The sequence below is a fragment of the Ureibacillus sp. FSL K6-0786 genome, from assembly GCF_037965165.1.
GTDB classification, from domain to species: Bacteria; Bacillota; Bacilli; order Bacillales_A; family Planococcaceae; genus Ureibacillus; species Ureibacillus thermosphaericus.
The window spans coordinates 2,697,050-2,722,552 of the sequence record NZ_CP150191.1 but is presented as its reverse complement, the minus strand read 5'-3'; the positions used below and the strand labels follow the sequence as shown (position 1 = coordinate 2,722,552).

The 25,503-nt window shown below is 36.7% G+C and carries 21 protein-coding genes, 1 other RNA gene and 1 other annotated feature; of the genes, 3 read left to right on the top strand and 19 right to left on the bottom strand.

Annotated features, from left to right (window positions below):
* Positions 1-18: 18 nt before the first annotated feature.
* Positions 19-438 (bottom strand): Rrf2 family transcriptional regulator, encoded by a 420-nt coding sequence (locus NSQ18_RS13475; protein WP_016839403.1) that lies wholly within the window; start codon positions 436-438, stop codon positions 19-21.
* Between the two features lie 129 nt (positions 439-567).
* Here NSQ18_RS13475 and NSQ18_RS13470 point away from each other — a divergent pair, with 129 nt between their 5' ends.
* Positions 568-1,860 carry a replication-associated recombination protein A gene (locus tag NSQ18_RS13470; RefSeq protein ID WP_016839402.1) on the top strand — a complete coding sequence of 431 codons (1,293 nt, stop codon included), beginning with the start codon at positions 568-570 and terminating at the stop codon, positions 1,858-1,860.
* 117 nt (positions 1,861-1,977) lie between these two features.
* On the opposite strand, the gene NSQ18_RS13465 is transcribed toward NSQ18_RS13470, so the two are convergent.
* The 6 genes from NSQ18_RS13465 to hisS all read right to left on the bottom strand — a co-directional run bounded on the left by NSQ18_RS13465 (position 1,978) and on the right by hisS (position 7,979).
* The gene (locus tag NSQ18_RS13465; protein WP_172597779.1) at positions 1,978-2,121 is read right to left on the bottom strand and encodes a hypothetical protein; all 144 of its coding nucleotides are present in this window, start codon (positions 2,119-2,121) and stop codon (positions 1,978-1,980) included.
* A gap of 552 nt (positions 2,122-2,673) precedes the next feature.
* Complete coding sequence (locus NSQ18_RS13460) at positions 2,674-3,195, bottom strand: hypothetical protein (protein WP_339288352.1); 522 nt, start codon at positions 3,193-3,195, stop codon at positions 2,674-2,676.
* A gap of 267 nt (positions 3,196-3,462) precedes the next feature.
* A complete protein-coding gene (locus NSQ18_RS13455) occupies positions 3,463-4,224 on the bottom strand; it encodes a tRNA threonylcarbamoyladenosine dehydratase (protein ID WP_016838381.1) in 762 nt (253 codons plus the stop codon).
* Between the two features lie 137 nt (positions 4,225-4,361).
* Positions 4,362-4,568: non-coding RNA, 6S RNA (ssrS, locus tag NSQ18_RS13450), on the bottom strand.
* Positions 4,569-4,907: 339 nt separating this feature from the next.
* Positions 4,908-6,677 (bottom strand): aspartate--tRNA ligase, encoded by a 1,770-nt coding sequence (aspS, locus tag NSQ18_RS13445; protein ID WP_339288350.1) that lies wholly within the window; start codon positions 6,675-6,677, stop codon positions 4,908-4,910.
* 24 nt (positions 6,678-6,701) lie between these two features.
* Positions 6,702-7,979 carry a histidine--tRNA ligase gene (hisS, locus tag NSQ18_RS13440; RefSeq protein ID WP_168412379.1) on the bottom strand — a complete coding sequence of 426 codons (1,278 nt, stop codon included), beginning with the start codon at positions 7,977-7,979 and terminating at the stop codon, positions 6,702-6,704.
* Between the two features lie 58 nt (positions 7,980-8,037).
* Positions 8,038-8,262, bottom strand: a binding site (T-box leader).
* A 145-nt stretch (positions 8,263-8,407) separates the two neighbouring features.
* Here hisS and NSQ18_RS13435 point away from each other — a divergent pair.
* A complete protein-coding gene (locus tag NSQ18_RS13435; protein WP_026019079.1) occupies positions 8,408-9,943 on the top strand; it encodes an SH3 domain-containing protein in 1,536 nt (511 codons plus the stop codon).
* Positions 9,944-9,991: 48 nt separating this feature from the next.
* On the opposite strand, the gene dtd is transcribed toward NSQ18_RS13435, so the two are convergent.
* The 6 genes from dtd to NSQ18_RS13405 form a co-directional block, all read right to left on the bottom strand.
* Positions 9,992-10,432 carry a D-aminoacyl-tRNA deacylase gene (dtd, locus tag NSQ18_RS13430; RefSeq protein WP_016838385.1) on the bottom strand — a complete coding sequence of 147 codons (441 nt, stop codon included), beginning with the start codon at positions 10,430-10,432 and terminating at the stop codon, positions 9,992-9,994.
* Between the two features lie 22 nt (positions 10,433-10,454).
* The gene (locus tag NSQ18_RS13425; RefSeq protein WP_016838386.1) at positions 10,455-12,650 is read right to left on the bottom strand and encodes a bifunctional (p)ppGpp synthetase/guanosine-3',5'-bis(diphosphate) 3'-pyrophosphohydrolase; all 2,196 of its coding nucleotides are present in this window, start codon (positions 12,648-12,650) and stop codon (positions 10,455-10,457) included.
* 214 nt (positions 12,651-12,864) lie between these two features.
* A complete protein-coding gene (locus NSQ18_RS13420; protein WP_016838387.1) occupies positions 12,865-13,377 on the bottom strand; it encodes an adenine phosphoribosyltransferase in 513 nt (170 codons plus the stop codon).
* A 13-nt stretch (positions 13,378-13,390) separates the two neighbouring features.
* Positions 13,391-15,715, bottom strand: coding sequence for a single-stranded-DNA-specific exonuclease RecJ (gene recJ, locus NSQ18_RS13415; protein ID WP_339288346.1), 2,325 nt, complete (start codon positions 15,713-15,715; stop codon positions 13,391-13,393).
* A gap of 139 nt (positions 15,716-15,854) precedes the next feature.
* On the bottom strand, positions 15,855-18,122 hold the full coding sequence (secDF, locus tag NSQ18_RS13410; protein ID WP_339288344.1) for a protein translocase subunit SecDF: 2,268 nt from the start codon (positions 18,120-18,122) through the stop codon (positions 15,855-15,857).
* A 238-nt stretch (positions 18,123-18,360) separates the two neighbouring features.
* Positions 18,361-18,828: a post-transcriptional regulator gene (locus tag NSQ18_RS13405; protein ID WP_100216199.1), complete on the bottom strand. Its 468-nt coding sequence runs from the start codon at positions 18,826-18,828 to the stop codon at positions 18,361-18,363.
* Here NSQ18_RS13405 and NSQ18_RS13400 point away from each other — a divergent pair.
* A complete protein-coding gene (locus tag NSQ18_RS13400) occupies positions 18,785-20,302 on the top strand; it encodes an oligosaccharide flippase family protein (protein ID WP_168412381.1) in 1,518 nt (505 codons plus the stop codon). The genes NSQ18_RS13405 and NSQ18_RS13400 overlap by 44 nt on opposite strands.
* Here the strand turns inward: NSQ18_RS13400 and NSQ18_RS13395 are convergent.
* The 6 genes from NSQ18_RS13395 to ruvA form a co-directional block, all read right to left on the bottom strand.
* On the bottom strand, positions 20,273-20,923 hold the full coding sequence (locus NSQ18_RS13395; protein ID WP_016838392.1) for a DUF421 domain-containing protein: 651 nt from the start codon (positions 20,921-20,923) through the stop codon (positions 20,273-20,275). The genes NSQ18_RS13400 and NSQ18_RS13395 overlap by 30 nt on opposite strands.
* A 229-nt stretch (positions 20,924-21,152) precedes the next feature.
* Positions 21,153-21,413 carry a preprotein translocase subunit YajC gene (yajC, locus tag NSQ18_RS13390; RefSeq protein ID WP_016838393.1) on the bottom strand — a complete coding sequence of 87 codons (261 nt, stop codon included), beginning with the start codon at positions 21,411-21,413 and terminating at the stop codon, positions 21,153-21,155.
* A 122-nt stretch (positions 21,414-21,535) separates the two neighbouring features.
* Positions 21,536-22,681: a tRNA guanosine(34) transglycosylase Tgt gene (gene tgt / locus NSQ18_RS13385; protein ID WP_016838394.1), complete on the bottom strand. Its 1,146-nt coding sequence runs from the start codon at positions 22,679-22,681 to the stop codon at positions 21,536-21,538.
* 53 nt (positions 22,682-22,734) lie between these two features.
* Complete coding sequence (gene queA, locus NSQ18_RS13380) at positions 22,735-23,772, bottom strand: tRNA preQ1(34) S-adenosylmethionine ribosyltransferase-isomerase QueA (protein ID WP_016838395.1); 1,038 nt, start codon at positions 23,770-23,772, stop codon at positions 22,735-22,737.
* A gap of 13 nt (positions 23,773-23,785) precedes the next feature.
* Complete coding sequence (ruvB, locus tag NSQ18_RS13375; RefSeq protein WP_016838396.1) at positions 23,786-24,790, bottom strand: Holliday junction branch migration DNA helicase RuvB; 1,005 nt, start codon at positions 24,788-24,790, stop codon at positions 23,786-23,788.
* A 15-nt stretch (positions 24,791-24,805) separates the two neighbouring features.
* Positions 24,806-25,426 carry a Holliday junction branch migration protein RuvA gene (gene ruvA, locus NSQ18_RS13370; RefSeq protein WP_339288340.1) on the bottom strand — a complete coding sequence of 207 codons (621 nt, stop codon included), beginning with the start codon at positions 25,424-25,426 and terminating at the stop codon, positions 24,806-24,808.
* Between the last annotated feature and the right edge of the window lie 77 nt (positions 25,427-25,503).

Sequence of the window (25,503 nt, the reverse complement as noted above, 5' to 3'; positions counted from 1 at the left end):
CTTTATTCTTAAGTGCAATTAAATATAGAACATATAACCGTCATACTCTGTCTCGTCAGTATAATTTGCTAAATCTTCAATCGTTGTCGTATCAAGTACCTGTTTTACTGCATCGCGAATGCGAATCCAAAGCTGTTGTTGTGGTGGCTCTTCTTCTTCAATTCCCTCCACTGGTTGGATTGGACCTTCTAATACACGAATTACATCTGCTGCTGAAATTTTACTTGGTGGAATTGCAAGTAAATAACCGCCGTATGCACCGCGCACACTTTTTACTAAACCAGCAATACGTAATGGAGATACTAATTGTTCTAAGTATGCCTCTGATAGATTTTTTTCTTCCGCAATTTTACGTAATGGGAGTGGACCATCCCCATAATGTTTTGCTAATTCGATCATAATTGTTAAACCATATCTACCTTTAGTTGAAATTTTCATCTTACTACACCTCAAATTTCTATTCCCATATTCTTCGTCTAGTATAACATAACACCTTTTATTCCACTTGGAAAAGGTCTATTATAATTTATAAATGAAAAGTTTTTTAAGTTCATCGGAGGAAGTACTATGCAAAATGAACCATTGGCATTTCGAATGCGCCCTAGAAATATAGATGAAGTAGTTGGACAACAACATATTATTGGTAAAGATACCGCTTTATATAAAATGATTCAAAACGGACATGTTCCGTCAATGTTATTGTACGGTGAACCAGGAATTGGGAAAACCTCTATCGCCTATGCTATTGCAGGAAGCACAAATTTACCTTTCTTTCCTTTAAACGCAACGATTGCTGGAAAAAAAGATGTTGAACAAATTGTATCAGAAGCAAGGCTCACAGGAAAAGTCATACTGTTTTTAGATGAGATTCATAGATTTAATAAACTTCAACAAGATACATTATTACCCCATGTGGAAGATGGGTCAATTATTTTAATCGGTGCTACGACAGAAAATCCATTTCACGATGTCAATCCAGCAATCCGTTCCCGATGCGGGGAGATTTTTCAACTAAAACGTTTGACTCTTGAGGAACTTGTCCAACTGTTAAAAAACGCATTGCATGATGAAGAACGAGGATTAGGAAAATATTCAATTGATATTCATGATGAACAAATAAAAAAAATTGCGATTGCTTCCAATGGTGATGCTAGGAAAGCTTTAACTTTGTTAGAATCAGTCTTTCATGCTTCAGAAGAAATAGATGACATTGTGCGTGTGGAAGATTCTACTATCGAACACTTGGCGAAACGCATCGGCGTATATGGAGATAAAGGTGGCACGCATTTTTATAATTTATTGTCCGCTTTGCAAAAATCTGTGAGAGGAAGCGATGTCAACGCAAGTTTATATTATTTAGCCCATTTGCTTGAAAATGGAGATTTAATTGCAGTTTGTAGAAGACTTTTGGTGATGGCATATGAGGATATTGGCCTTGCGAATCCCAATGTAGGCGCCCATGTATATGCAGCAACAGAAGCAGCAAAAGTACTCGGCTTACCTGAAGCGAGAATTCCCCTTGCCAATGCAGTCATTGAAATGTGTTTATCTGAAAAATCCAATTCCGCATATCAGGCATTAGACGCTGCAATTAAAGCCATTCATGAAGGAAAAACTGGGGATATTCCTATGCATTTGAGGGATGCTCATTATGCGGGAGCCAAAACATTAGGTCACGTTGGTTACCAGTACCCTCACGACTATCCAATAGGCACTTTTGGTGGTTGGGTAAATCAACAATATTTACCAGACAATCTTCAAGATATGGAATTTTATCGCCCTGTCATTGCAGGAGAAGAAAAAAGGATGGCAACGATCTATGAAAAGTTAAAATCCTTAAAAAATCATAACAATCAGTAAATCCTTAATCGAGATAAACCGAATTTGTTTTCAGATTTTATCGATCGAGTAGGAGGGAGCGATTAACTCCCGTCCTCTCACACCACCGTACGTACGGTTCCGTATACGGCGGTTCAATTAAGATGATTGACGCAAGTCTTTATAACTTCCGTGAATAGCTGTTCTCTTTATGCCAGTGGTCACTCCACCCTCCAAGAGGTCTCCCACGGGATTCACCGCTTCCTTCCTCAAGTGAGGTACTACGTTTTCTGTGTTCATCATGACTCACTGAATGCCAAGGGCTATTCTCTCTTAATTGTTCGGTCCTTCTTAGTAGTTCTAAACCAACTAATACTATGACCTCTGCTGACTTCTGACGGTTCAGCTACTTATCACTAAGTAGGTTATGAAGCGTACTTCACATATCCGCCAGACCTCCCCGGGTAAGAATGTAATCTTTCCTTCCATCTATCTGCTTCATTTACTCTGTACCACCTTTGGCAGAAAGGACTTTGTTTTGTTTAGCAAACTCATCCAATGATACCTAGCCTTATATGAAGTTCGTGTTCCTCAGACCGGAAGTTTGCCGCTCGCTTCCTTCAGATTCCGCGTCACCACGGACACCCTTGCGTTAAGCTAACTGTTACTTCTGCCTTCACAGTTCGGGACTTACACCCTATAGATTACACCCATGCCAGGCGCACTAAAAAGAGCGAATGAATAAAATTTTTCATTCGCTCTTTTTCTTATTTCCTGGTTTTAAACGTAAAGTTGTTCGATTTTTACCGTTTCCCTAACTTTCCAAAAAAAAGCATCAAGTGGTAGCCATGTTTATTAATTTAGGATATTCTTTCCATATTGATTGCAAAATTCATTGAAAAAACGAATGCAGTCTTTTAAACCATTATTTTTATCAAGGTAATAGCGTTCAAATTCATCTTCTTCATGAAATAATTGATTATATGTTTCGCTCAACTCTTGTAAAAATTCTAAATTGCGTCCTTGAATATCCGGTAAACAATTTGCTGCATCATGAAAAGATTTTTTTATTTGCTCTTTTTGTTCCTCAGTCATTTCCTTTACAAGGTTCATATATGCAATTGTTTTGAAGTATATAATTTTGCTTACTATATCAATAAATAAAGACCAATACATATCGCTTTCCGGCAATCTTCCATCTTTTCTTTGCACATATTTTTTGAAGTAAGTAACCGATTCATCCAATAACTGTTTTAACTCTTCAAAAGCCAAATCCCATTTTTGCGAAGTATCAATATAATCGAAGAGAATCCCATCCAATTCTTCTTGAAGCTGGACTAAATTCAATATGTCATTTCTTATTTGAATTTTTGGCATAAAATACCCCCTTGTATGCTCGTATTAAGTTTTACTATATCAATAAAATCCTTATTATTTTGAATGAAATAATAAAACGTGAAAAAAATGTATTAAATCTGTTTTTTTAGCTTCATTAATAGCAATTTCCGAATATGGGGGTATTTATAAAAAAGTACGATTCGATAGAATTTAAAAGCTACCATTTTCTATTGTCTCTTCATTATGATTACACACACTCATTATTTTATTAGAAAAATTATTTCATTATTCATTCTAATTAGATAATTATTGTTTTACACGCTTAATTGGTATGTCTTTTAATACAGAGTTGATTACCCAGCTTGCACAAATAAGCCCACAAACGGATGGACAAAAAGCGTTTGATGATGGGGGCATTTTAGCTTTTCGGATGGACGCATCGGGATTCCCTACTTCTTCAACAACATCCGGTCTTACGACAATTGGTGATTCATCTGAAAAGACTACCGTTATGCCTTTTTTTATACCTTCTTTTCTTAATTTCGTACGAATAACTTTTGCCATTGGATCTGTATGAGTTTTTGAAATATCTGCAATGCGGAATCTTGTTGGATCCATTTTATTTGCAGCACCCATACTGGAAATAATCTGGATATTTCGCTTTAAACATTCTTTCATTAAATGAATTTTATACATGATTGTATCTGAGGCATCAATGACATAATCAATATCATATTCAAATAGTTTTTCATACGTTTCTTCGTTATAAAACATGTGTAAATGAATAACTTCACATTCTGGATTAATATCTGCAATTCGTTCTTTCATAACTTCTGCTTTTGGTCTTCCAATCGTTGATAAATACGCAACCAATTGGCGATTAACATTTGTGATATCTACCACATCTTTGTCTACTAAAATAATTCGCCCTATACCGCTTCGTGCACATGCTTCCGCAGCAAAAGAGCCAACTCCTCCAATCCCTAAAATTGCAACGGTTGTATTTTTTAATTTATCTAATCCTTCTTTTCCTATCGCAAGTTCGTTTCTAGAAAATTGATGTAACATACCTTTCTGCCTTTCATTCGAATTTTTCACATCGGAATTATATCATAAGTGTTGGTTAGAAGTGTATACGTTTATATTTCCAAAGTATTAATAACAAACAAAAACTCCTCCATCAAAATGGAGGAGTTTGAAGCGTGACGAATCCCGAAGATGCCGTAGTGCGTCATTAACACCGTTTTGAACCCGCTATCTCGCAGGTGGGTGCCCTCACTGACTTTTTAAACGTCCCCTATACTTTTGGCGTTCTGATGGGGCATGTTTGCCAAGTCAAAATATTGAGCTCCCTTTTTATTGTTGTTCGGTCAAAACTGTTAATATGGCATTCACAAACACTTCAGGATTCGTGTTGGTATTATCATAACATTAGTTGAAGTAAATTTCAATGAATATAGATTAAATTGTGTTAATTTTTTGTTTATTTTAATTAGAATTTGATTTTTTGCGTGCAAAAAACAAAAGAAAAATCAAATCCATTTATATTTTTAATATGAAAGGGCCTAGAAAGTCGAAATCTTTCCAGAACCCCTCACTCTTCATAATCATGGTTTTTTATAAATCTTTGTTCCTGAGATAGTCAAAACAAGTTTCACTATTCTCATCATAATTTATCTGTAACTTAGCGTGGAAGACAGTAACAAAGTAGCCGTCTAAAAATGACTTTTCAGACGGCCCCTTTTCTATGCTTATTTATTAAATACATTCACTTTTAAATGTAATTCTTCTAGTTGTTTTGGTGAAACTTCGCTTGGCGCATCAGTCAGCAAGCAACTTGCAGTAGCAGTTTTAGGGAATGCAATCGTATCTCTCAAGTTGTTGCGACCTGCTAAAATCATCACTAAACGGTCTAATCCCATCGCAATTCCACCATGAGGCGGCACACCGTATTCGAACGCTTCAAGTAAGAAACCGAATTGTTCTTTTGCTTGTTCCTCTGTAAATCCAAGAAGTTTGAACATTTTTTCTTGTAAATCTCTCTCATAAATACGTAATGAACCGCCGCCTAATTCATAACCGTTTAACACGATATCATAAGCTTGTGCTCGAACTTGATCTGGATTTGTATCCATTAATTCAATATCCTCATCAAATGGACGAGTGAACGGATGGTGAGCAGCAGTATAGCGTTTTTCATCTTCGTCCCACTCAAGTAATGGCCAATCTGTAACCCAAAGGAAAGCAAATTGTGATTCATCGATTAAGCCTAACTCTTTTCCTAGTTTATTGCGCAATGCACCAAGAGAAGCGGCAACAATAGAAGCATCATCTGCTCCGAACAATAATAAGTCTCCAGGTTCAGCACCAGTCGCATTTTTGATATCTTCTACAATTTGACCTTCAAAGAATTTCGCGATAGGACCAGTGAAACCTTCTTCCGTCACTTTAATCCAAGCTAATCCTTTAGCACCGTAGATCGCCACAAATTCTGTCAATGCATCAATATCTTTACGAGTAAACTTGTCGTTTGCCCCTTTAACATTGATTGCTTTTACAACGCCGCCTTTTTCAACCGCGCTCGTAAATACTTTGAAGTTGCTATCTTTTACAATGTCCGTAAGGTTGATTAATTCTAAGCCAAAGCGAACATCTGGTTTATCGGAACCAAAACGATCCATCGCTTCTTGGTAAGAGATGCGTGGGAATGGAGTTTGCACTTCAATTCCTTTTACTTCTTTCATGACAACAGCTAACATGCGTTCTGTCATATCGATAATTTCATCCATGGACATGAAAGATGTTTCAATATCCACTTGAGTAAATTCTGGTTGACGGTCAGCACGCAAATCTTCGTCACGGAAGCAGCGAGCGATTTGGAAATATTTTTCGAATCCTGCCACCATCAATAATTGTTTGAATAATTGTGGTGATTGTGGCAATGCATAGAATTCTCCTTCATGCACGCGAGATGGGACTAAATAGTCTCGTGCACCTTCTGGAGTAGATTTTGTTAAAATTGGCGTTTCCACTTCCAAGAAACCGTCATTTTGCAAGAAGTTACGGATTGTACGCGTTACATCGGAGCGTAATTTAAATGTGTTATACATAACAGGACGTCTTAAATCTAAGTAACGGTATTTTAAACGTACATCTTCATTGATGTCGACATAATCCTCAATGGCAAAAGGAGGTGTTTTAGATGTATTAATAATTTTAATATCCGTTGCGACAACTTCTATTTTACCAGTTTCGATGTTTGGATTTACTTGGCTTGGATCACGAAGTACAACTTTTCCTTCTACTTCGACTACAAATTCGCTTCGAATTTTATCTGCAATTTCGCGGGCTTGTGGCGCTTCATCACCAAATACAACTTGTACAATACCAGTGCGGTCACGAACATCTACGAAAATTAAACTTCCTAAATCTCTACGACGTTGTACCCAACCTTTTAAAACGACTTGTTGTCCATGATGTTCTTCTCTTAATTCTCCACAATGATGTGTTCTTTGAGCCATTTTCTATTCCTCCAATTTTTTAATCTAATCTATAGAAAGCTGTTGTTTCAGATAATTTACGATTTCATTAATTTCTACTTTTTCTTGGTTTCCTGTTTCCATTTGTTTCACAACTACAACTCCCTGTTCAAGCTCCGTTTCGCCGATAATCACGACAAATTTCGCTTGAAGACGGTCAGCAGATTTCATCTGAGCCTTCATTTTACGCATCAAATAATCCATATCTGCAGAAATGCCTTTTAAACGGAAAGAGCTAATTAATTCCACAGCTTTTAATTTAGCTTCATCACCAAGGGCAATGACATAAACATCAAGCGCGTCATCTAACTCTAATTCAACCCCTTCTGCTTCTAAAGCAAGGAGCAATCTTTCAATCGATAAGGCAAATCCAATACCTGGAACATCTGGGCCGCCAATTTCTTCTACTAGCCCATTATATCTTCCACCACCGCAAAGAGTTGTAATTGCTCCAAAGCCTTCTGCAGTGCTCATTATTTCAAAGGCTGTGTGAGTATAATAATCTAAACCTCGAACAAGATTTGGATCTACTTCATATTCAATTCCTAGAACTTCCAAATATTTCTTCACTTGTTCAAAATATTCTCTTGATGTCGGTGTTAAGTAATCCGTTAATTTAGGAGCTGTTTGCATGAGCGGGTGCTCGCGGTCTAATTTACAGTCTAAAATGCGTAGTGGATTTTTTTCCAAACGATTTTTACAATCATCACAAAACTCATGAATGTGCGGTTTGAAATGATTGATTAGTGCTGTTCTGTGGGTATCTCTCGTTTCTTTATCTCCTAAAGAATTAATCATTAATTTTAAATCTTTTAAACCTACTGTTTGGTAAATGTCCATTGCAAAAGCAATGACTTCTGCATCGATAGCAGGGTCAGCACTACCAATCGCTTCAACACCAAACTGAACGAATTGACGGTATCTTCCAGCTTGTTGACGCTCATAGCGGAACATTGGACCCATGTAGGATAGTTTAATTGGTTGATCAGGTGCTCCATACATCTTATGTTCGACATAGGCACGAACCGTTGAAGCAGTTCCTTCTGGACGCAACGTTAATGAACGGCCACCACGGTCTTCAAATGTGTACATTTCCTTCTGAACAATATCCGTTGTGTCCCCTACACTTCGTTGAAATAACTCCGTATGTTCAAAAATAGGTGTGCGAATTTCTTTATATCGATAAACGCGAGCTAATTCTCGTAAAATGGATTCAATTTTTTGCCATTTAGGTGTGTTTTCAGGCAAAATATCCTGTGTGCCTCTAGGTACTTTAAAAGCCATTTCCTATCTCCTTTCTATAAACAAATTTTGGAACAAAAAAATGCTCTCATCCCTTATAACAAGGGACGAAAGCATATCACTTCCGCGGTTCCACCCTAGTTGATGTGTATGAACACACCCACCTCATAACGGATAACGGCCGTTTCCGTTTTTCCCTACTTAAATTTCAGGAAAAAGCCTCCCAAGTGTTCTTCGCAAATACCTTCTGTAGGAAAGATTGCAGCCAAAGTCTTTCCCTCTCTGAACATACAGTAAATGCTACTCTCTTGTTCAAAGGCTATCGACACATTTTCACATTAATTTTAATCATAATTGTGCAACGAAAAGTTGTCAACTATTTTCAAAAAAGTATAGATTTATACATGGATAACATTTTACAATAAATAAAGAGATTTTCACATTATTTGTTATTTGAAAGTTGGATGTTTATGAAGCGCAATATACTTATTCTTTGTATAGTAATACTCATTTCTTGTACAACTACATATTTTTCAGGCTTCGTATTAGCCAACAATGAAGAATCTCGCATTGTTTTTGCGGAGAAATTGCATTTGAGAGAAGGACCTGGTTTGTCGTTCGATATTATCGATACCCTTGAAAAAAACAAAAGATTGAAGGTATTGGATCGTCAAGGTGATTGGTTATATGTAGAGGTTAATGAGAAAAAAGGATGGGTCGCATCCTGGCTAACTCAATCAGAACAAATAAATAACGTCGAAAAATATGCTATCGCCCAAGTTAATCATTTAAATATTCGTTTGGAGCCGTCACTTTCTGCTCCTGTACTAGGTCAGTTACATACTGGAGAGCAAGTGGTGGTATTAAATGAAAGGAATGAGTGGGTTCAAATCCAGCATCAACAATTGACGGGATGGGTTTCATCCGAATTTATCACGATGAATGAAGGTACTATCGATGAATTAAATAACACGGTGAGTGAAAAAACCGAATCGGCTGAAGTAAAAGAATCAAATCATTTTACAATCGTTGTCGATGCTGTAATCGTAAGACAAAAACCAAACTTAAAATCGAAAAAATTAGGCATTGCGAAAAAAGGAGAACAATTCGCAATTCTAGCTCGAGACCACCATTGGATTCAAATCGATTTTAATGGAAAGAAAGGTTGGATTTATAGCTTTTACGGTACATTCGACAATTCTTCGATAGAGGAAGAAAAAGAAGAACAAACCATTACAATTATCTACAATGGGACAAATATTCGAAAAGAACCCACAACTTCATCGGACGTAATCATGAACGTCCAAGCTGGAGAACAATTTAAAATCATTAAGAAGGAACATGATTGGTATAAAATTCAACTTTCTGAAGATGCAACAGGTTATGTAGCAAGTTGGGTAGTTTCGACAAACGAACAATCCGTAAAACAAGATAAGAAAGATAATCGAAAGAAAGGCACTCTTAATGGCGTAACCATTGTGCTTGACCCCGGTCATGGAGGAAATGACCAGGGAACTGCTGGTCTAAGGAACACAATTGAAAAAGAAATTACATTAAAAACGGCGGAACTGTTAAAATCTAAATTGCAGCAAGCAGGAGCAGAAGTCTACTTAACAAGGGAATCTGATGTGTATGTGGGTCTACATAAGCGTGTATCACTCGCCCACCAACTTGCTGCGGATGCATTTATAAGCATCCACTATGACGCAACTGAAGATCGGACAATCTCAGGTTTTACCACATATTATTTCCACTCTTATCAAGAGTCACTTGCACAATTTGTTCATGATGGATTATCAGATCAGATCAAATTGCGGGATCGTGGCGTGCAACAAGGGAACTATTTAGTATTACGAGAAAATAAACAAAATGCGATATTAGTAGAATTAGGTTATTTAAGTAATCCAAGTGAGGAAAAAGTGATTAATACTGACCTCTTCCGTGAACAAGCAACAATGGGCATTTATGAAGGAGTACTCCAATATTTTGATGCACAGCTAAAATAAAAAATTGGCTTTCTGGAAAGTTCAATCTTTCTAGAAAGCCAATTTATTTTATTTCGATTCTAAAATAATTGTAACTGGACCATCATTCACAAGGGATACATCCATCATGGCTCCAAAAATGCCTGTTTCAACTTTTAAACCTTGTTCACGTAAGGCATCATTAAAGGCATTCCATAAAGGCTCTGCTTGCTCAGGTCGAGCTGCTTCTACAAAGCTTGGTCTTCTCCCTTTCTTCGTATCTGCATATAACGTAAATTGAGAAACAGATAAAATATCTCCGCCATGCTCTTTAATTGAGTGATTCATTTTTCCCTCTTCATCTTCATAGAGGCGAATCTCTGCTACTTTTTTTGCTAAATATCTCACATCTTCTATCGTGTCTGTATGCGTTATACCAACTAATAAAACATATCCTTTGTCAATTTTTCCCGTTACTTTTCCATCAACTGTTACTTTTGCTTCTTTACTACGTTGCAAGACCACTCTCATCGACAAACACACCTCAAACCAACTAATTAATAACCCGCTGTACGGAATAAATATCTGGCATTTGTTTAATTTTCTCTACAACTTTGTGTAATACAGAAATATTTGTAATAGCTATTGTTAAATGAAGCGTTGCAATTTTATCATGAGCAGCACGACCAGAAACAGCTAAAATATTCACTTTCGTCTCTGTAACCGCATGCATAACATCGTTTAATATTCCTGGGCGATCAAATGCAGATATTTCAATATCAACAGGATATTCTTTCTTCCCTTGTGCTTCACTATGCTCCCATTCCACTTCAATTAGGCGATCTTCCCCACCTGTTTGAACATTAGGACAGTCTATACGATGAACAGATACACCTCTACCCTTTGTAATAAATCCAACAATCTCATCTCCAGGAACTGGCGTACAGCAACGAGAAAGTCGAATTAACAAATTATCGATGCCTTTTACAATAACACCTAATTCACCATTCTGTTTCTTTTGTTTCGGGTTTTGCATTTCTTTTTGAATTTTTTCAAGAGCTTCTTCTTGCTCTCTCTCTCTCCGCTTTTTCTCAGCGAGGCGGTTCACCACTTGTTGAGGTGTAATTCCTCCTACACCTACTGCTGCATATAAATCTTCTTCATTTGTGAAATTTAACTTGTTCAAAACCCGTTGAATATTTTCTTCTGAAAGCACTTCTTTTACATCAAATTCTTGTGCTTTTATTTCTTTTTCAATTAAATCTTTTCCTTTGAGAACATTTTCTTCACGCAAGTGCTTTTTGAAGAATTGTTTAATTTTATTTCTCGCTTGAGAACTTTGAGCAATTTTTAACCAGTCTCTACTTGGCCCAAAAGATTGTTTAGAAGTTAAAATTTCAACAATATCCCCTGTTTTTAGTGGTGTATCAAGCGGTACCATTTTCCCATTCACTTTGGCACCAATTGTTCGATTTCCGACCTCAGTGTGCACTCGATAAGCAAAATCAATTGGAACACTTCCTGCAGGTAATTCAATAACGTCTCCTTTTGGTGTAAACACATAAACCATATCGGAGAATAAATCTAGCTTCAGCGATTCCATAAACTCTTCTGCGTTGGAAGATTCGTTTTGGAATTCTAAAATTTCGCGGAACCAAGTTAATTTTTGATCGATGCTTTCCTTACTTGGATTCAGTGATTTGCCTTCTTTATATGCCCAGTGTGCAGCAATCCCGTATTCTGCAATTTTGTGCATTTCCTTCGTACGAATTTGCACTTCCAATGGGTCGCCATAAGGGCCGATGACTGTTGTATGAAGGGATTGATACAAGTTTTGTTTCGGCATAGCGATATAATCTTTAAAGCGACCAGGCATTGGTTTCCAAAGTGTATGTACGATTCCTAGTACCGCATAACAATCTTTGATGCTATCTACAATGATGCGTACAGCCAATAAATCATAAATCTCATTAAACTCTTTATTTTGTAAAACCATTTTCCGATAAATACTATATATATGCTTTGGACGACCGTAGATTTCTGCATCAATTTCAACTTGATTTAATTGAGAGCGAATTTCGTCCATTACATTTTCTAAATACGCTTCCCGTTCCGTACGCTTTCTTTTCATTAAACTTACAATTCGATAGTATTGTTGAGGATTTAAGTAGCGAAGAGCCGTATCTTCCAATTCCCATTTCACCTTAGAAATTCCTAGGCGATGGGCAAGGGGAGCGAAAATTTCTAACGTTTCTTTCGCAATTCGACGTTGCTTTTCTGTAGATAAGTGTTTTAACGTACGCATATTGTGAAGGCGGTCGGCAAGTTTAATTAAAATCACACGAATGTCCTGTGCCATCGCAACAAACATTTTTCGATGATTTTCCGCTTGTTGCTCTTCCTTCGATAAATACTTAATTTTTCCTAGTTTTGTAACACCATCTACAAGCAAAGCTACTTCTTCACCAAACTCGGCTACTAAATCTTCCCTAGTAACAGAGGTATCTTCCACTACATCGTGAAGAAATCCAGCAGCTACTGTTTGTGGATCCATTTGAAGGTCCGCTAAAATTCCAGCAACTTGAATTGGGTGAATAATATATGGTTCCCCTGACTTTCGGGTTTGTTCTTTATGTGCTTCTTTTGCCACTTCATAAGCTTTTTTCACAAATTCGACGTGCTCATCATTCATATAAGTTTTTACTTTCGAAAATACATCTTCGGGCGTCAAAATTTGCTCCTTCGCCATGATTTGTCCACCTTCAAAAATTTTTCTGTTTTATATATAAAACTAATTGTAAAAAAGTATAAATAAAATGTAAAGCCAAGTCTTATCATATTGCGTTTATCTAACAAAATAATAAACCGTTGTCAGATGAAAAAATATTTTTTTTAAAAAATTTTCGCTTATTAAAGTAAAAGAATCCGCACAGTTATTCAAAGTGCGAATTCTTTTTGGGAAATCAATATTGAAGCAATGTTTTGATCGGGTAATTTCCAATTTTTTCGCGGCCATTTAATTCTGTTAGTTCAATAATGAATGCACAACCAGCAACGGTACCACCAAGTTTTTCAACTAATTGAATTGTAGCATCCACCGTACCACCTGTTGCTAGTAAGTCGTCAATAATTAACACTTTTTGTCCTGGGGAAATTGCATCTTTATGCATAGCAAGTACATTCGTACCATATTCTAATGCATATTCAACACTAACTACTTCTCTCGGCAATTTTCCTGGTTTACGCACCGGAGCGAATCCAATTCCTAATGCATACGCAACAGGACATCCGATAATAAATCCACGTGCTTCTGGCCCAACGATAATATCTGCTCCCACTTCTTTTGCAAATTCAACAATTTGATCAACCGCATATTTAAATGCTTCACCGTTATCCATTAACGGCGTAATATCTTTAAAACTAATTCCTTCTTTTGGAAAGTTTTGTACAATTGCAATATGTTCCCTTAAATCCATTCCATTTTCCTCCTTAGGAATAAGATAATTCCTTCATTCGATTATCAAACCATTGTTTTAACTCTGAATAAGTTGAGTATAAAAATTTTTGTTCCAATTCGATTTGCTGTTGTCGCAATTGATATGTGGTAGCTTCAGTTAAAGAACGTTTACTTGCAAATTCATTGACGGAAAGCAAACCATTTTCTATTGTAACAAAACCGAGCTCAAAAAACACCTTTGTCATAAACTTTATTGTATCCACATTTAAACCAAAATGTTTGGATAGTTGATGAATATGTTCGTTTAAGTTAAAGAATGGGCGATTTTTTAGAAATGTATAGTATTGAGCAAAATGCTTTCGTGTTGGCATGCCATTAAAATATTGGGAATTCGGTGTGTAAAATACCGCATAAATACGTTGCGGTTTTGCAATTTCAATTAGCTTTTCCATTGTATGAATACGTTTTGGTAAATCCAATAATACAATATACGATGAAAGAGAATTGTCAATTTCATCTTCAACTAATTGAATGGATGGTATGACTGCTTGAAAATATTGAATTGTTTCCTCACGAAAAGCAATAAAGGATGATTCTTCAATAGGAATGCTTCCCACCCAATGATTGGCATTTACTTTTCCCCGATAATCAAATAACTGCCACTCAAGTATCTGAACATCCGAAAGTAAAAATTGCGGTTTTTTTCTACCTTGCCATTCATTGATTTGCAAATCACCAACAATGGATAATTTCACGCCATAGGAAATTTCATTGAATAAATAACCTTTGTTAAAACCAACTGCATCAAGAATTCCATATGCATCTTCCAATTCCATTTTTATATGGTTCTCATTTGCACCGATTTTGCGCATTGAACGAATCGAAACTTGTTGTATAGCAAAAATCGGCTTTTCAAATCCAACACCAAATGGTTTCAACTTCTGTAATTCTTCAATTGCTTCAACCGTTACTTCACTTAAATCGATAGGAACATCAATGTATAATGTCGGCGTTAACATTTCATCGGATAAACATGTTGATGCTTGTTGATGAAGTCGTACTCTCAATTCATCGATATGTTCAGCTGAAAGCGTCATACCTGCAGCCATTGGATGTCCGCCAAAATGCGGAAGAATATCCCGATTTTTTGCTAGTTCATTGTATAAATGAAATCCTTCGATGCTGCGTCCTGAACCTTTTGCTAATCCCAATTCTGAATCGATCGATAACACGATTGTCGGTTTATAATATTTCTCTACTAAACGGGAAGCAACAATTCCAATTACCCCCGGATTCCATCCTTCTTTTGCCACGACAAGCACTAAAGAATTGCTAATATCCGGATTATTTTCAATCATTTCTATTGCTTCTTCAGTAATCGAATTGACATACTCTTTTCTCTCATTATTTTTTTCATTTAGCAATTTAGCTCCCATTGTGGCACTTGCTAAATCTTCACTCATTAAAAACTCTACACCGGGTTTTGCATCACCTAGGCGTCCTATAGCATTTAATCGAGGACCAAAATAAAAACCGATAATTTCTTCATCGATTTCATGCTGCTTTACTCCTGATGCTTCACATAAAGCTTGAACCCATGGGTGATTTGACTTTCGCAATTTCTCTAACCCTTTACGAACAATGTATCGATTCTCTCCAGTTAAGGGGACAAGATCTGCGATTGTGCCAAGTGCAACGTATTCAAACAAATGCTCAGGCACCTCTCCATATAATGCGTGGGCAAGCTTAAAAGCTACGCCTACCCCTGCCAATTCACCAAAAGGATATTTCCCTTCTGGTACCCTCGGATGAATAATGACGTCTGCAGGCGGCAGCTCTTCTCCCGGTTCATGGTGATCTGTAACAATCACATCCATACCAAGCTCTTTTGCTATGCGTATCGGTTCGATGCCGCTAATTCCATTATCGACAGTAATAATCAGTTGGATTCCTTTCTCATGTGCCAATCTGAACAATTCTTCGTTTGGCCCATATCCATGTGTGAAGCGATTCGGAATCTCAAAATCTACATCTGCTCCTAAATCAAGCAATGTATGCAATATGACGGACGTACTCGTAATACCATCTGCATCATAATCTCCATAGATTAATATCTTTTCCCCTCGATGTAATGCTAATTCAATTCGTTCTACCGCTTCTTTCATCCCCGTTAACAAATAAGGATTATGTAGTTGGTCATCTTTCATATGTATAATATTTCTAGCTTCATCTAGTGTCTTCACTCTTGATGCTAATATTTTTGCAGTCAAACTAGAAATATGTAAATTGTTTTGTAATTGTTGAACAAACATTTCATCGGGATTTTGGATCTTCCATTTTTTTGATGATTGTATCATTACCTCACATCCTCACGAAGTCCATTATACCTAAATTTCATAAGTATTGGATAAAAAACTTATATTAATCTAGTAAAGTTTATCTTCCAATAATAAATAAAAGATACTCCCTAAACTAGAGAGTATCTGAAATAGATTATTAAACTACTGGCTCGTCTGAACCCCATTGCTTCTTCTCTTTTTTCTTCACTGTCGTACCTTTTTTGCTCATTTCGCGCACTTTTAGTGTATACCATAGTTGTACTGCAATACAAATGGAGGAATACATTCCCGTTACTAATCCAATGAGTAAAGCGATTGAGAAATTTCGAATTGCTGGCGCACCAAAAATTAAGAGCGCAACAACAACTATGATTACCGTCAATACTGTATTTACGGAACGTCCCATCGTTTGACGAAGGGATTTATTGATGATTTCGGCAAGTTCTTCTTTCGATTTGATTTCGCCTTTATGGTCGATATTTTCACGAATACGGTCGAAGGTAACAATCGTATCGTTTATGGAATAACCGACAATGGTTAAAATTGCTGCAATGAAAGTTATGTCCACTTCTAAGCGCAATACGCTGAAAATTGCCACCATGAAGAATACATCGTGTAATAGTGAAACAATTGCACCTACACCCATTCTCCATTCGAAACGGAATGCCACATAAATGACAATACCAAGAGCGGCAAAACTTAGAGCGTAAATCGCATTTTTAACGAGTTCACGACCAACTGTTGGAGAAACTGTACTTACATTTGGTTCATGACCGTAGTCTTCCATCACTGCTGATTTTAAATCTAACGTTTCTTGTTGCGTGAAATCTTTTTTATAAGTGGCAACAGCAGTATCTTTATTTTCACCACTTATGACTAATTCATCTGCTGGGAATCCGATTTTCTCTAAATAATCGGCCATTTCTTCTTGGGTAGTCGGCTCATTTGAAAGTATTTCAACTCGCGTACCACTTGAGAAGTCAATGCCTAAGTTTAATTTAAAGATACCAAGCATTACAACCCCAATCAACAAAATAATCATTGAAATAGCATAAAACTTTTTGCGGTTATGAACGAAATCAATGCGATCGAAGTTTGTTGTTAAATCTAATGTTTCTACACCTTCTGAAGCGTCATGAATTTTTGATTTTCGAACGCCATAGAAGAATGGATTATCGAATTTGCCACTCTTAATGAGTAATCCAAGTAATGCACGTGATAACCATACAGAAGTTAAGAAACTTAATAAGATGGAAATGATTAACGTTGTCGCAAAACCTTTAACTGAGCTTGTACCAAAGTAGAAAAGTACAACCGCAGCTAGTAATGTTGTTAATTGTGCATCTATAATCGCGCTTAGTGATAGTTTAGATCCCATTTGGAATGCTTCTTTTGGTGATTTACCAACACGTATTTCTTCTCGAATACGCTCTGCTGTTAAAATATTCGCATCCACAGCCATACCAATACCAAGTACAAGAGCTGCAATACCTGGCAACGTTAATACTGCACCAATTAAATTTTGAATAAGCAGTACTAAATAGGCAAATACCGTTAACGTGATAATCGAAATAAAACCAGGTAATCGATAGTAAAACAACATAAAGATGAAAATTAATAGAACACCAACAATACTAGCGAATACAGTGCTATTTAAAGCTTGTTCCCCAAACTGAGCGCCCACTGATGTTGCATAAATTTCTGTTAATTTTACAGGAAGTGCCCCCGCATTTAACATACTTGCCAAATTTTTCGTTTCCTCAACAGTAAAATTCCCTGAAATCATAACGTCTGTTGTATTTAAAGTTTCTTTTACAGACGCTGCTGAAATAAATTTCGGATCAGGCTTTGTTGCTTCTTCTTTATATGAGTCTTCTCCTTCAACAAAATCCATCCAAATAACAAGTAAGTTCTGACCTGGTGGCATTTGAGAAATTTTCGATGTAATGTCTGCAAATTTTTGTGCATCTTTTAACGTCAATGTAACGATTGGTCGATTTTGTTGGTCGAAGGAAGCCGCAGCACCGCCTTCTTTCAAATCAGAACCGTCTAACAGTAAATTATCGTTTACATCACGAAATGTTAAATTCGCCGTACTTGATAACATTTCCCGAGCAGATGATTGATCGTCTATTCCAGCAAGCTGAACACGAATCCGATTCTCACCTTCAACCTGAATACTCGGCTCGCTGACACCGAAAGCATCGATACGCTTTGATAAAGCGGTCGTCGTATCTGCTACGATACTTTGAGTAATTTTTTGCCCTTCTTTTAAGGGTTCAACTTCATACAAAACTTCAAATCCGCCTTGTAAGTCAAGTCCAAGTTTTACATCTTTTAATACTCCTTTTACTGTGAAGCCCATCGCACCAAAAAGTACGATTACAGCCAGTACAAAGGAAACGATCCGGCTTTTTGAATTCATTGATAAATCCTCCTTGATGCAATGTACAATAGCTTGTACATACATAAACACGTGCAAGCATATCTTTACAATAATCTCTTGAATTAGTACTCCGAAATTTTTTTCGTGATATTTCCACCAAATGAAGAATAAACTTGGAGTGGATAAGCTCAATCGAAATTATTGCAAAAATATACCTTTCCTTTTCTTATGTAACAAACTAATTATGAAACACGAAAGTCAACCTGTCAAACCGAATCTATACATTTTCTTTGTCAGAATTGTTATTATTTGTAGGATTTAATAATTCTCTCAATTCTTCTTGATTTACTTCAGAAAACCAATTTGTGCTTTGGAATTGTTGGATTTGCAAATAATTCACGATTTCTGAAGCTTTTAATGAAAAAATTGTTGATACGGCTTCATGAATTCGAATTTCATCCAAATTTTTCTTTCGCCACTTTTTTTGAAGACAATAATTCCAAATTTCTTCAATCGTAATACCTTCATACCCGTTTAAGTTCATTTCTTCTAATTTGCTCTTAAGCACAGGCAAAACTTTTGAAAATAAGCGCTCATGTTCGACCATAGGCAAATCACTCCATCGTTCTGTATTAACTGTTTTTAGGAAAGCATACAAATATTGTAACGAATAATAGAATAATTGAGAAGGGATTGTATGGATGGCATCATTTGTTAGAGGAACTATTTTTCTCACAGTTGTCATTTTTTTGTCAAAACTATTCGGTTTTATTTATAGAATGCAATTTATGAGGGTAGCTGGCGAAGAAGCTGTTGGAGTTTATATGACTGCCTATCCAGCGTATATATTCTTCGTTTCAGTATTACAGCTAGGCATCCCTATTGCTGTAGCGAAAGTAATTGCAGAACTATATGCAAAACGCCAAATTGGACAACTTCATTCCGTCATGAAAACAGCATTTAGATGGTCAATTTTATCCATTATCTTATTTACACCGATTCTTATATTATTTATTCCATATTTGGCAGAAACGCTATTACATAATAAAGGAACAAAAATTACGCTATATATTGCGTTAGGGGCTGTACCAATTATTGTATTTTCCGGTTTAATTCGAGGATACTTACAAGGTATTGCCATCATTTCAGCAACAGCCTGGTCCCAAATGATCGAACAGCTGGTACGCATCGTTTTAATCTCTTTAGCATTGCCATTTTTCGTTGTGCCGGACAACCCTGAATTAACGGCTGCATATGCAATGGCAATTACTGCAGTTGGTGAATTTATTTCGTTTATTTATTTATACATTCATTATTTCATGAAAAAGAAAAAACTAAAAAAACCCTCCTCACAAAAACCATATCCGGCAATGCCTTTACTGCGTATTGCCGTTCCAAGTGCAGGAAGCAGATTGTTTGGCACATTCACATGGTTTTTGGAACCAATCGTCTTTTTGAAGGCATTAACCATTGCAGGACTGACAGCTGCAGGAGCAACGACTTTATACGGAATTATTTCTGGTGTACATGTACCGTTATTATTATTCCCTTCTTTTATTCCTAATGCTTTAGCGATCGTTTTAATTCCAGCAGTGAGCGATGCTGTAGCAAGGAGTAATACAAGGTTACTGAATAATCGCATCGGAATAAGTTTACGCCTTTCATCCATCATTGGTGCCTACGCTGCGACATATTTCTTTTTGCACGGTGATGAACTTGCTATGCGGCTCTTTCACTTAGAGGAGAACCGTGGATTTATGAAAATTTTAGCTCCAATTTTCTATTTTTATTATATCCAAAGCCCTCTACACTCCATTTTGCAAGCAATGGATGAAGCAAAACCTGCCATGATGAATTCCATTTATGGCGGAATCGGGAAATTATTCGTCATGTTTGTACTAGCATCTCAACCATTTATTCAAGAATATGGTGCAATTATCGCAATTGGATTTGGTGTATTAGTAACATCTTTTTTACATATGGCAACACTACGGGCGCACAAAATGATTAGTTCCGGTTTCCGATTCTTTGCAATTCCTTATGTGATTTTTATTCTTACTTGTATTATTCAAAGTTATATTTTCAGTAAAATTTCCTTTAATTTTTGGACAAATAGTGCTTTAACCATTATTGTTTTAACAATCTTTCTACTAGTAACAAATCAATTAAAATGGAGCGATTTTCGATTTTTACGTTCCATTCTTATTCGTCGACTTTAATTGTACGTGCAAATCGTAATTTTCATAACAACAATAAAAAATGTCTTCCGGCTTTTCATAGCCCTTCTTTTTTAAGTTTTCCAACAGCCATTCTCTATCTTTTTCAAGGAATTTTAGATGCCGATCTATTATATATCCATCAACAATCAGTGGAAAGATGAGCGGGTCATCATCTTTTAAGAAAATCGATAGTCTACCAGACGGTTCAAGAAATGCATATTTAATTTGCTGTACGGAAGGAATGCGTTCTTCACGCATTTGTTGAAATAAATCGTCTAAATTATATCGTTGCTTTCTCATTTCTTCTTGATTAATAACACCATCTTCCACAATTATCGATGGATCTCCATCAATTAAATCACGGATTTTCTTACTTTTTAATGCAATCAACGAATTTAAATACTGGATGGCGAGCAAAATAAGAATTGGAAAAACATTTTCAAATAACGGTTTATCTAAATCATCTAAAGCAAAAGCAACACATTCAGCAATGAGCACAAATACCACTAAATCCATAATGCTTAGTTCGCCTACTTCCCTTTTACCCATGAGGCGAAAAACGACAAGCACGAGCAAATATAAAAAGACCGTTCTGAAAAGAATTTGTAAATACACTTCCATACATCCCACATCCTTTCTTTCCTATTGTTGGCCAAGCGATTGTCAACTATACAAAAAAAGGGCTGTCCAGAAAGTCAATCACTTTCTGAACAGCCCTACTCCTTACTAGTAATACTCTCTTAAAAACTTTGCTCCTGCGGTGGTCACATCAAAATGTCACCAACCTCGTCGCAAAGGGGGCGTCTTGAAATGACTTTTCAGACGCCCCCTTTTATTCGTTGTCTATGGATTAATCGTTGATAACTCGTCCAATTGCTTGACGCTCAAATTTTAAGCGAGTTTTGCCATCAACTAGAAGATATACAGCAGAATCTTCTAAAGCATCTACTTCACCGTGAAGTCCACCGATTGTTACGACTTTATCTCCACGCTTTAAATTATTTTGCATTTCTTGTGTCGCTTTTTGTCGTTTTTGAGCAGGACGAACTAAAATAAACCACATTGCAACAAACATGATAATGATTGGTAATAAGTTATATAATGTTTGCATCCAGTATATCCCCCTTTCTATCTCTCACCTCATAAGTATAGTATAAAACGAAGGTAAAAATCGATTTTATTTTCTATTTTATTAGAAAAATTTCTTAAATTATTCAAAGTTTGCTTCTTTGCTTAAAAGTTTTTCGCATTTGGTTTATTAAATCCATATTGCTCAAAAAATTCATTGCGGAAATCAAGCAATCGATCTTCTCTAATTGCTTGTCTTACTTGTTCCATCAATCTCAATAAGAAATAAAGGTTGTGGTACGTTGTCAGTCTTAATCCAAAAATTTCTCCAGTTCGAATTAAATGACGAATATAAGCTCTTGAGTAATTTTTACATGTATAACAGTCACAGTTTGGATCAAGTGGTCCAAAATCTTTCGCATATTGAGCGTTTTTAATAACAAGACGGCCTTGCGAAGTCATTAGCGTTCCGTTTCGAGCAATTCTCGTTGGCAATACGCAGTCGAACATATCAATACCTCGGATTGCCCCTTCAATTAAAGCATCCGGTGAACCTACCCCCATTAAATAGCGTGGTTTATTTTCAGGAAGTAGCGGTGTTGTAAATTCTAATACTCGGTACATCACATCTTTTGGTTCACCTACGGATAATCCACCTACAGCATATCCAGGGAAATCCAATTCTATAAGAGCTTCCGCAGATCGTTTTCTTAAGTCTTCAAATTCCCCACCTTGCACAATACCAAATAACCCTTGTTCTTCTGGACGCTGGTGTGCTTCTTTGCATCGTTTCGCCCAACGTGTTGTTCGATCCACGCTCTGCAACATATATTCATAAGTTGCTGGATATGGTGGACATTCATCGAACGCCATGATGATGTCCGCTCCTAAATCGTTTTGAATTTGAATGGATTTTTCAGGGCTTAAAAATAGCTTATCTCCGTTTAAATGGTTCCGGAAATAAACTCCTTCTTCTTCAATTTTTCGAAGGTCGCTTAACGAAAATACTTGGAATCCACCTGAATCGGTTAATATAGGGCGATCCCAATTCATGAATTGGTGCAAGCCGCCCGCTTCTTTTACGATTTCGTTACCAGGTCTGAGCCATAAATGATACGTGTTGGATAAAATTATGCCCGCGCCCATCTCTTTTAACTCTTCAGGTGACATCGTTTTCACCGTTGCTTGTGTTCCAACGGGCATGAATGCTGGTGTTTCAAAGGAACCGTGTGGCGTATGGACAATTCCTAGCCTTGCTCCTGATTGTTTACATGTTTTGATATGTTCATATCGAATTGCAGGTTGTGTCATTTGTAAATTCCTCTCTTCATCTAAAGTATAAACAGTACTTCGATTGTTGAGTGTTATGCTTTTGGCCGAATAAACATCGCATCACCAAAACTAAAGAATCGATATCGTTCTTTAATCGCTTCACTATAGGCATGGAAAATCGTCTCTTTTCCAGCCAATGCACTCACAAGCATTACTAAAGTTGATTTAGGTAAATGGAAATTCGTAATTAAACCATCAATACATTTAAATTCATAGCCTGGATAAATAAATATATCTGTCCATCCTTGTTCCGCTTTGATTTTGCCATCATATTTGGAAGCGACAGTCTCAAGGGTTCTTGTAGATGTAGTACCGACTGCTATGACATTGCCACCTTGTTCTTTCACTCGATTAATCGTTTCAGCAGCACTTTCACTAATGCTATAAAACTCTGAATGCATTTCATGTTCTTCGATTGTTTCACTGCTTACAGGTCTGAATGTTCCAAGACCAACATGAAGGGTAATAAAGACAATTTCAACCCCTTTATTGCGAATTTTTTCAAGAATTTCTTCAGTGAAATGAAGTCCTGCTGTTGGAGCTGCTGCAGAGCCAATTTCTTTTGCATAAACTGTTTGATAACGCTCTCTATCTTCCAATTTTTCATGAATATATGGTGGTAGTGGCATTTCACCTAATTTTTCTAACACTTCATAAAAAATGCCCTCGTAACTAAACTCAAATATTCGTCCACCATGATCAAGAACGTCCGTACAAGTCGCACGCAACAGTCCATCGCCAAAAGAAATTGTCGTGCCTATTTTTACCCTCTTTGCAGGTTTGACTAATGTCTCCCATCTATTCTTTTCCAATTGTTTTAACAATAAAACTTCGATATGAGCTCCCGTTTCTTCTTTTATGCCAAAAAGTCGAGCCGGCATTACACGGGTATCATTCAATACAAGACAATCACCCGCATTAAGCTCATCTACAATATGAGGAAATTGATGATGTTCAATTTCTTTTGAAAAAGGATTTACGATCAGCAATCTACTTGCTGCACGATCTTTTAGTGGTGTTTGAGCAATCAATTCTTCTGGTAAGTTGAAATCAAATTCTTCAATTTTCATACATAACTTCCTTTTACTTTGTTTCATCGTAATAAGTATAACCAAGATGTTCAAAAGCTAATTTTGTCGCCACACGTCCTCGTGGCGTACGTTGAATAAATCCGATTTGCATTAAATATGGCTCGTACACATCTTCTATCGTGATGCGTTCTTCTCCGATGGAAGCCGCTAATGTATCTAATCCAACGGGTCCACCATTAAATTGTACAATCATACTTCGTAGCAATTTATGGTCGATTTGATCTAAACCGTATCGATCCACTTGAAGTAATTCAAGAGCTTGTTTCGCAAGATCAAGGGTTATCATTCCATCCCCTATCACTTGTGCATAGTCTCTTACCCGCTTCAACAAGCGATTAGCAATACGAGGAGTTCCGCGAGAACGCCTTGCAATTTCCTCTGCAGCTCTGTCATCAATCTCTACTTCAAACAGTTTACTACTTCTTTTTACAATTTCAATTAATGAATGTTCATCATAATAATCAAGTCTTAATAATACACCAAAACGATCTCGTAAAGGAGCAGATAAAGAACCTACCCTTGTTGTAGCTCCTACTAATGTAAAAGGCGGCAAGTCCAATCGAATAGAGCGGGCGTCATGCCCTTTCCCAACGACGATATCAAGGCAAAAATCTTCCATCGCTGGATACAGCACTTCTTCAATTGTTCGGGAAAGGCGATGAATTTCATCTATAAAGAGGACATCCCCAGGCTCTAGTGAACTAACAATAGCCGCTAAATCTCCTGGTCGTTCAATTGCAGGCCCACTTGTAAGCCGAATGTTTACATCCAGTTCATTTGCGATCACATTAGCTAGAGTGGTTTTTCCCAATCCTGGCGGACCGTATAGCAACACATGGTCTAACGATTCTTGTCGGAATTTTGCCGCTTCAATAAAGATCTTTAAGTTATCTTTTACTTGATGCTGCCCGATATATTGAGAAAGCCTTTGAGGTCTCAAAGATAATTCAATTTGGTTATCCAATTCATTTGCTTCACTTGAAACGATTCGATTCACTTGCCGCCCTCCTTGTTACTTTGTCGTTAACAAAAGTTTTAATGCATATTTCATATAATTTTCCGTCGTTTGTAAATCTTCCTTTTCACTTAATAAAGTCTTAATTTTCTCTAATTCTTTTTCGGAATATCCGAGTGCATGAAGAGCCAACATTGCTTCTTCTAATTCATGTTGATATGGATTCACACCAAATAGCGGCAATTCATCTTCAGCACTTGGAAGTTCCACATGCTCAAGGAGCGAACCAAGTTTCCCTTTTAAATCTAGAATCATTTGTCTAGCAGTCTTCTTCCCGACACCAGGAAATTTAACTAAATACTTTTCATCTTCCATTTCAATGGCTGTAATAACATGCGAAGGATTTCCACTTGCAAGAATTGATAACGCACTCTTTGGACCGATACCGGAAACTTGTATAAGTTTTTTAAATAATTCTCGTTCTTCTATCGTTTTAAAACCATACAATTGCTGAGCATCTTCTCTTACATGCATATGTACAAATACTCTTTGTTTTTCTTCATTCACACGAAAAGCAAACGGATTCGGTGTGATGATTGCGTATCCAATCCCGCTCTGTTCTAAGACGACATATTCAGGTGTAATGCGCGTCACTTGTCCGATGATATAATCGTACATTTTCATTCCTCACATTCGGAGTGTTGGTATAAACACATTATTGAAACAAAAGAAAGACCGTCTTTTATGACGGTCAA

Excerpts from the sequence above, each read along its gene's own strand:
- NSQ18_RS13475 (WP_016839403.1), bottom strand. The coding sequence starts at position 438 with ATGAAAATTTCAACTAAAGGTAGATATGGTTTAACAATTATGATCGAA.
- NSQ18_RS13470 (WP_016839402.1), top strand. The coding sequence starts at position 568 with ATGCAAAATGAACCATTGGCATTTCGAATGCGCCCTAGAAATATAGAT.
- NSQ18_RS13465 (WP_172597779.1), bottom strand. The coding sequence starts at position 2,121 with ATGATGAACACAGAAAACGTAGTACCTCACTTGAGGAAGGAAGCGGTG.
- NSQ18_RS13460 (WP_339288352.1), bottom strand. The coding sequence starts at position 3,195 with ATGCCAAAAATTCAAATAAGAAATGACATATTGAATTTAGTCCAGCTT.
- NSQ18_RS13455 (WP_016838381.1), bottom strand. The coding sequence starts at position 4,224 with ATGTTACATCAATTTTCTAGAAACGAACTTGCGATAGGAAAAGAAGGA.
- aspS (WP_339288350.1), bottom strand. The coding sequence starts at position 6,677 with ATGGCTCAAAGAACACATCATTGTGGAGAATTAAGAGAAGAACATCAT.
- hisS (WP_168412379.1), bottom strand. The coding sequence starts at position 7,979 with ATGGCTTTTAAAGTACCTAGAGGCACACAGGATATTTTGCCTGAAAAC.
- NSQ18_RS13435 (WP_026019079.1), top strand. The coding sequence starts at position 8,408 with ATGAAGCGCAATATACTTATTCTTTGTATAGTAATACTCATTTCTTGT.
- dtd (WP_016838385.1), bottom strand. The coding sequence starts at position 10,432 with ATGAGAGTGGTCTTGCAACGTAGTAAAGAAGCAAAAGTAACAGTTGAT.
- NSQ18_RS13425 (WP_016838386.1), bottom strand. The coding sequence starts at position 12,650 with ATGGCGAAGGAGCAAATTTTGACGCCCGAAGATGTATTTTCGAAAGTA.
- NSQ18_RS13420 (WP_016838387.1), bottom strand. The coding sequence starts at position 13,377 with ATGGATTTAAGGGAACATATTGCAATTGTACAAAACTTTCCAAAAGAA.
- recJ (WP_339288346.1), bottom strand. The coding sequence starts at position 15,715 with ATGATACAATCATCAAAAAAATGGAAGATCCAAAATCCCGATGAAATG.
- secDF (WP_339288344.1), bottom strand. The coding sequence starts at position 18,122 with ATGAATTCAAAAAGCCGGATCGTTTCCTTTGTACTGGCTGTAATCGTA.
- NSQ18_RS13400 (WP_168412381.1), top strand. The coding sequence starts at position 18,785 with ATGGCATCATTTGTTAGAGGAACTATTTTTCTCACAGTTGTCATTTTT.
- NSQ18_RS13405 (WP_100216199.1), bottom strand. The coding sequence starts at position 18,828 with ATGACAACTGTGAGAAAAATAGTTCCTCTAACAAATGATGCCATCCAT.
- NSQ18_RS13395 (WP_016838392.1), bottom strand. The coding sequence starts at position 20,923 with ATGGAAGTGTATTTACAAATTCTTTTCAGAACGGTCTTTTTATATTTG.
- yajC (WP_016838393.1), bottom strand. The coding sequence starts at position 21,413 with ATGCAAACATTATATAACTTATTACCAATCATTATCATGTTTGTTGCA.
- tgt (WP_016838394.1), bottom strand. The coding sequence starts at position 22,681 with ATGACACAACCTGCAATTCGATATGAACATATCAAAACATGTAAACAA.
- queA (WP_016838395.1), bottom strand. The coding sequence starts at position 23,772 with ATGAAAATTGAAGAATTTGATTTCAACTTACCAGAAGAATTGATTGCT.
- ruvA (WP_339288340.1), bottom strand. The coding sequence starts at position 25,426 with ATGTACGATTATATCATCGGACAAGTGACGCGCATTACACCTGAATAT.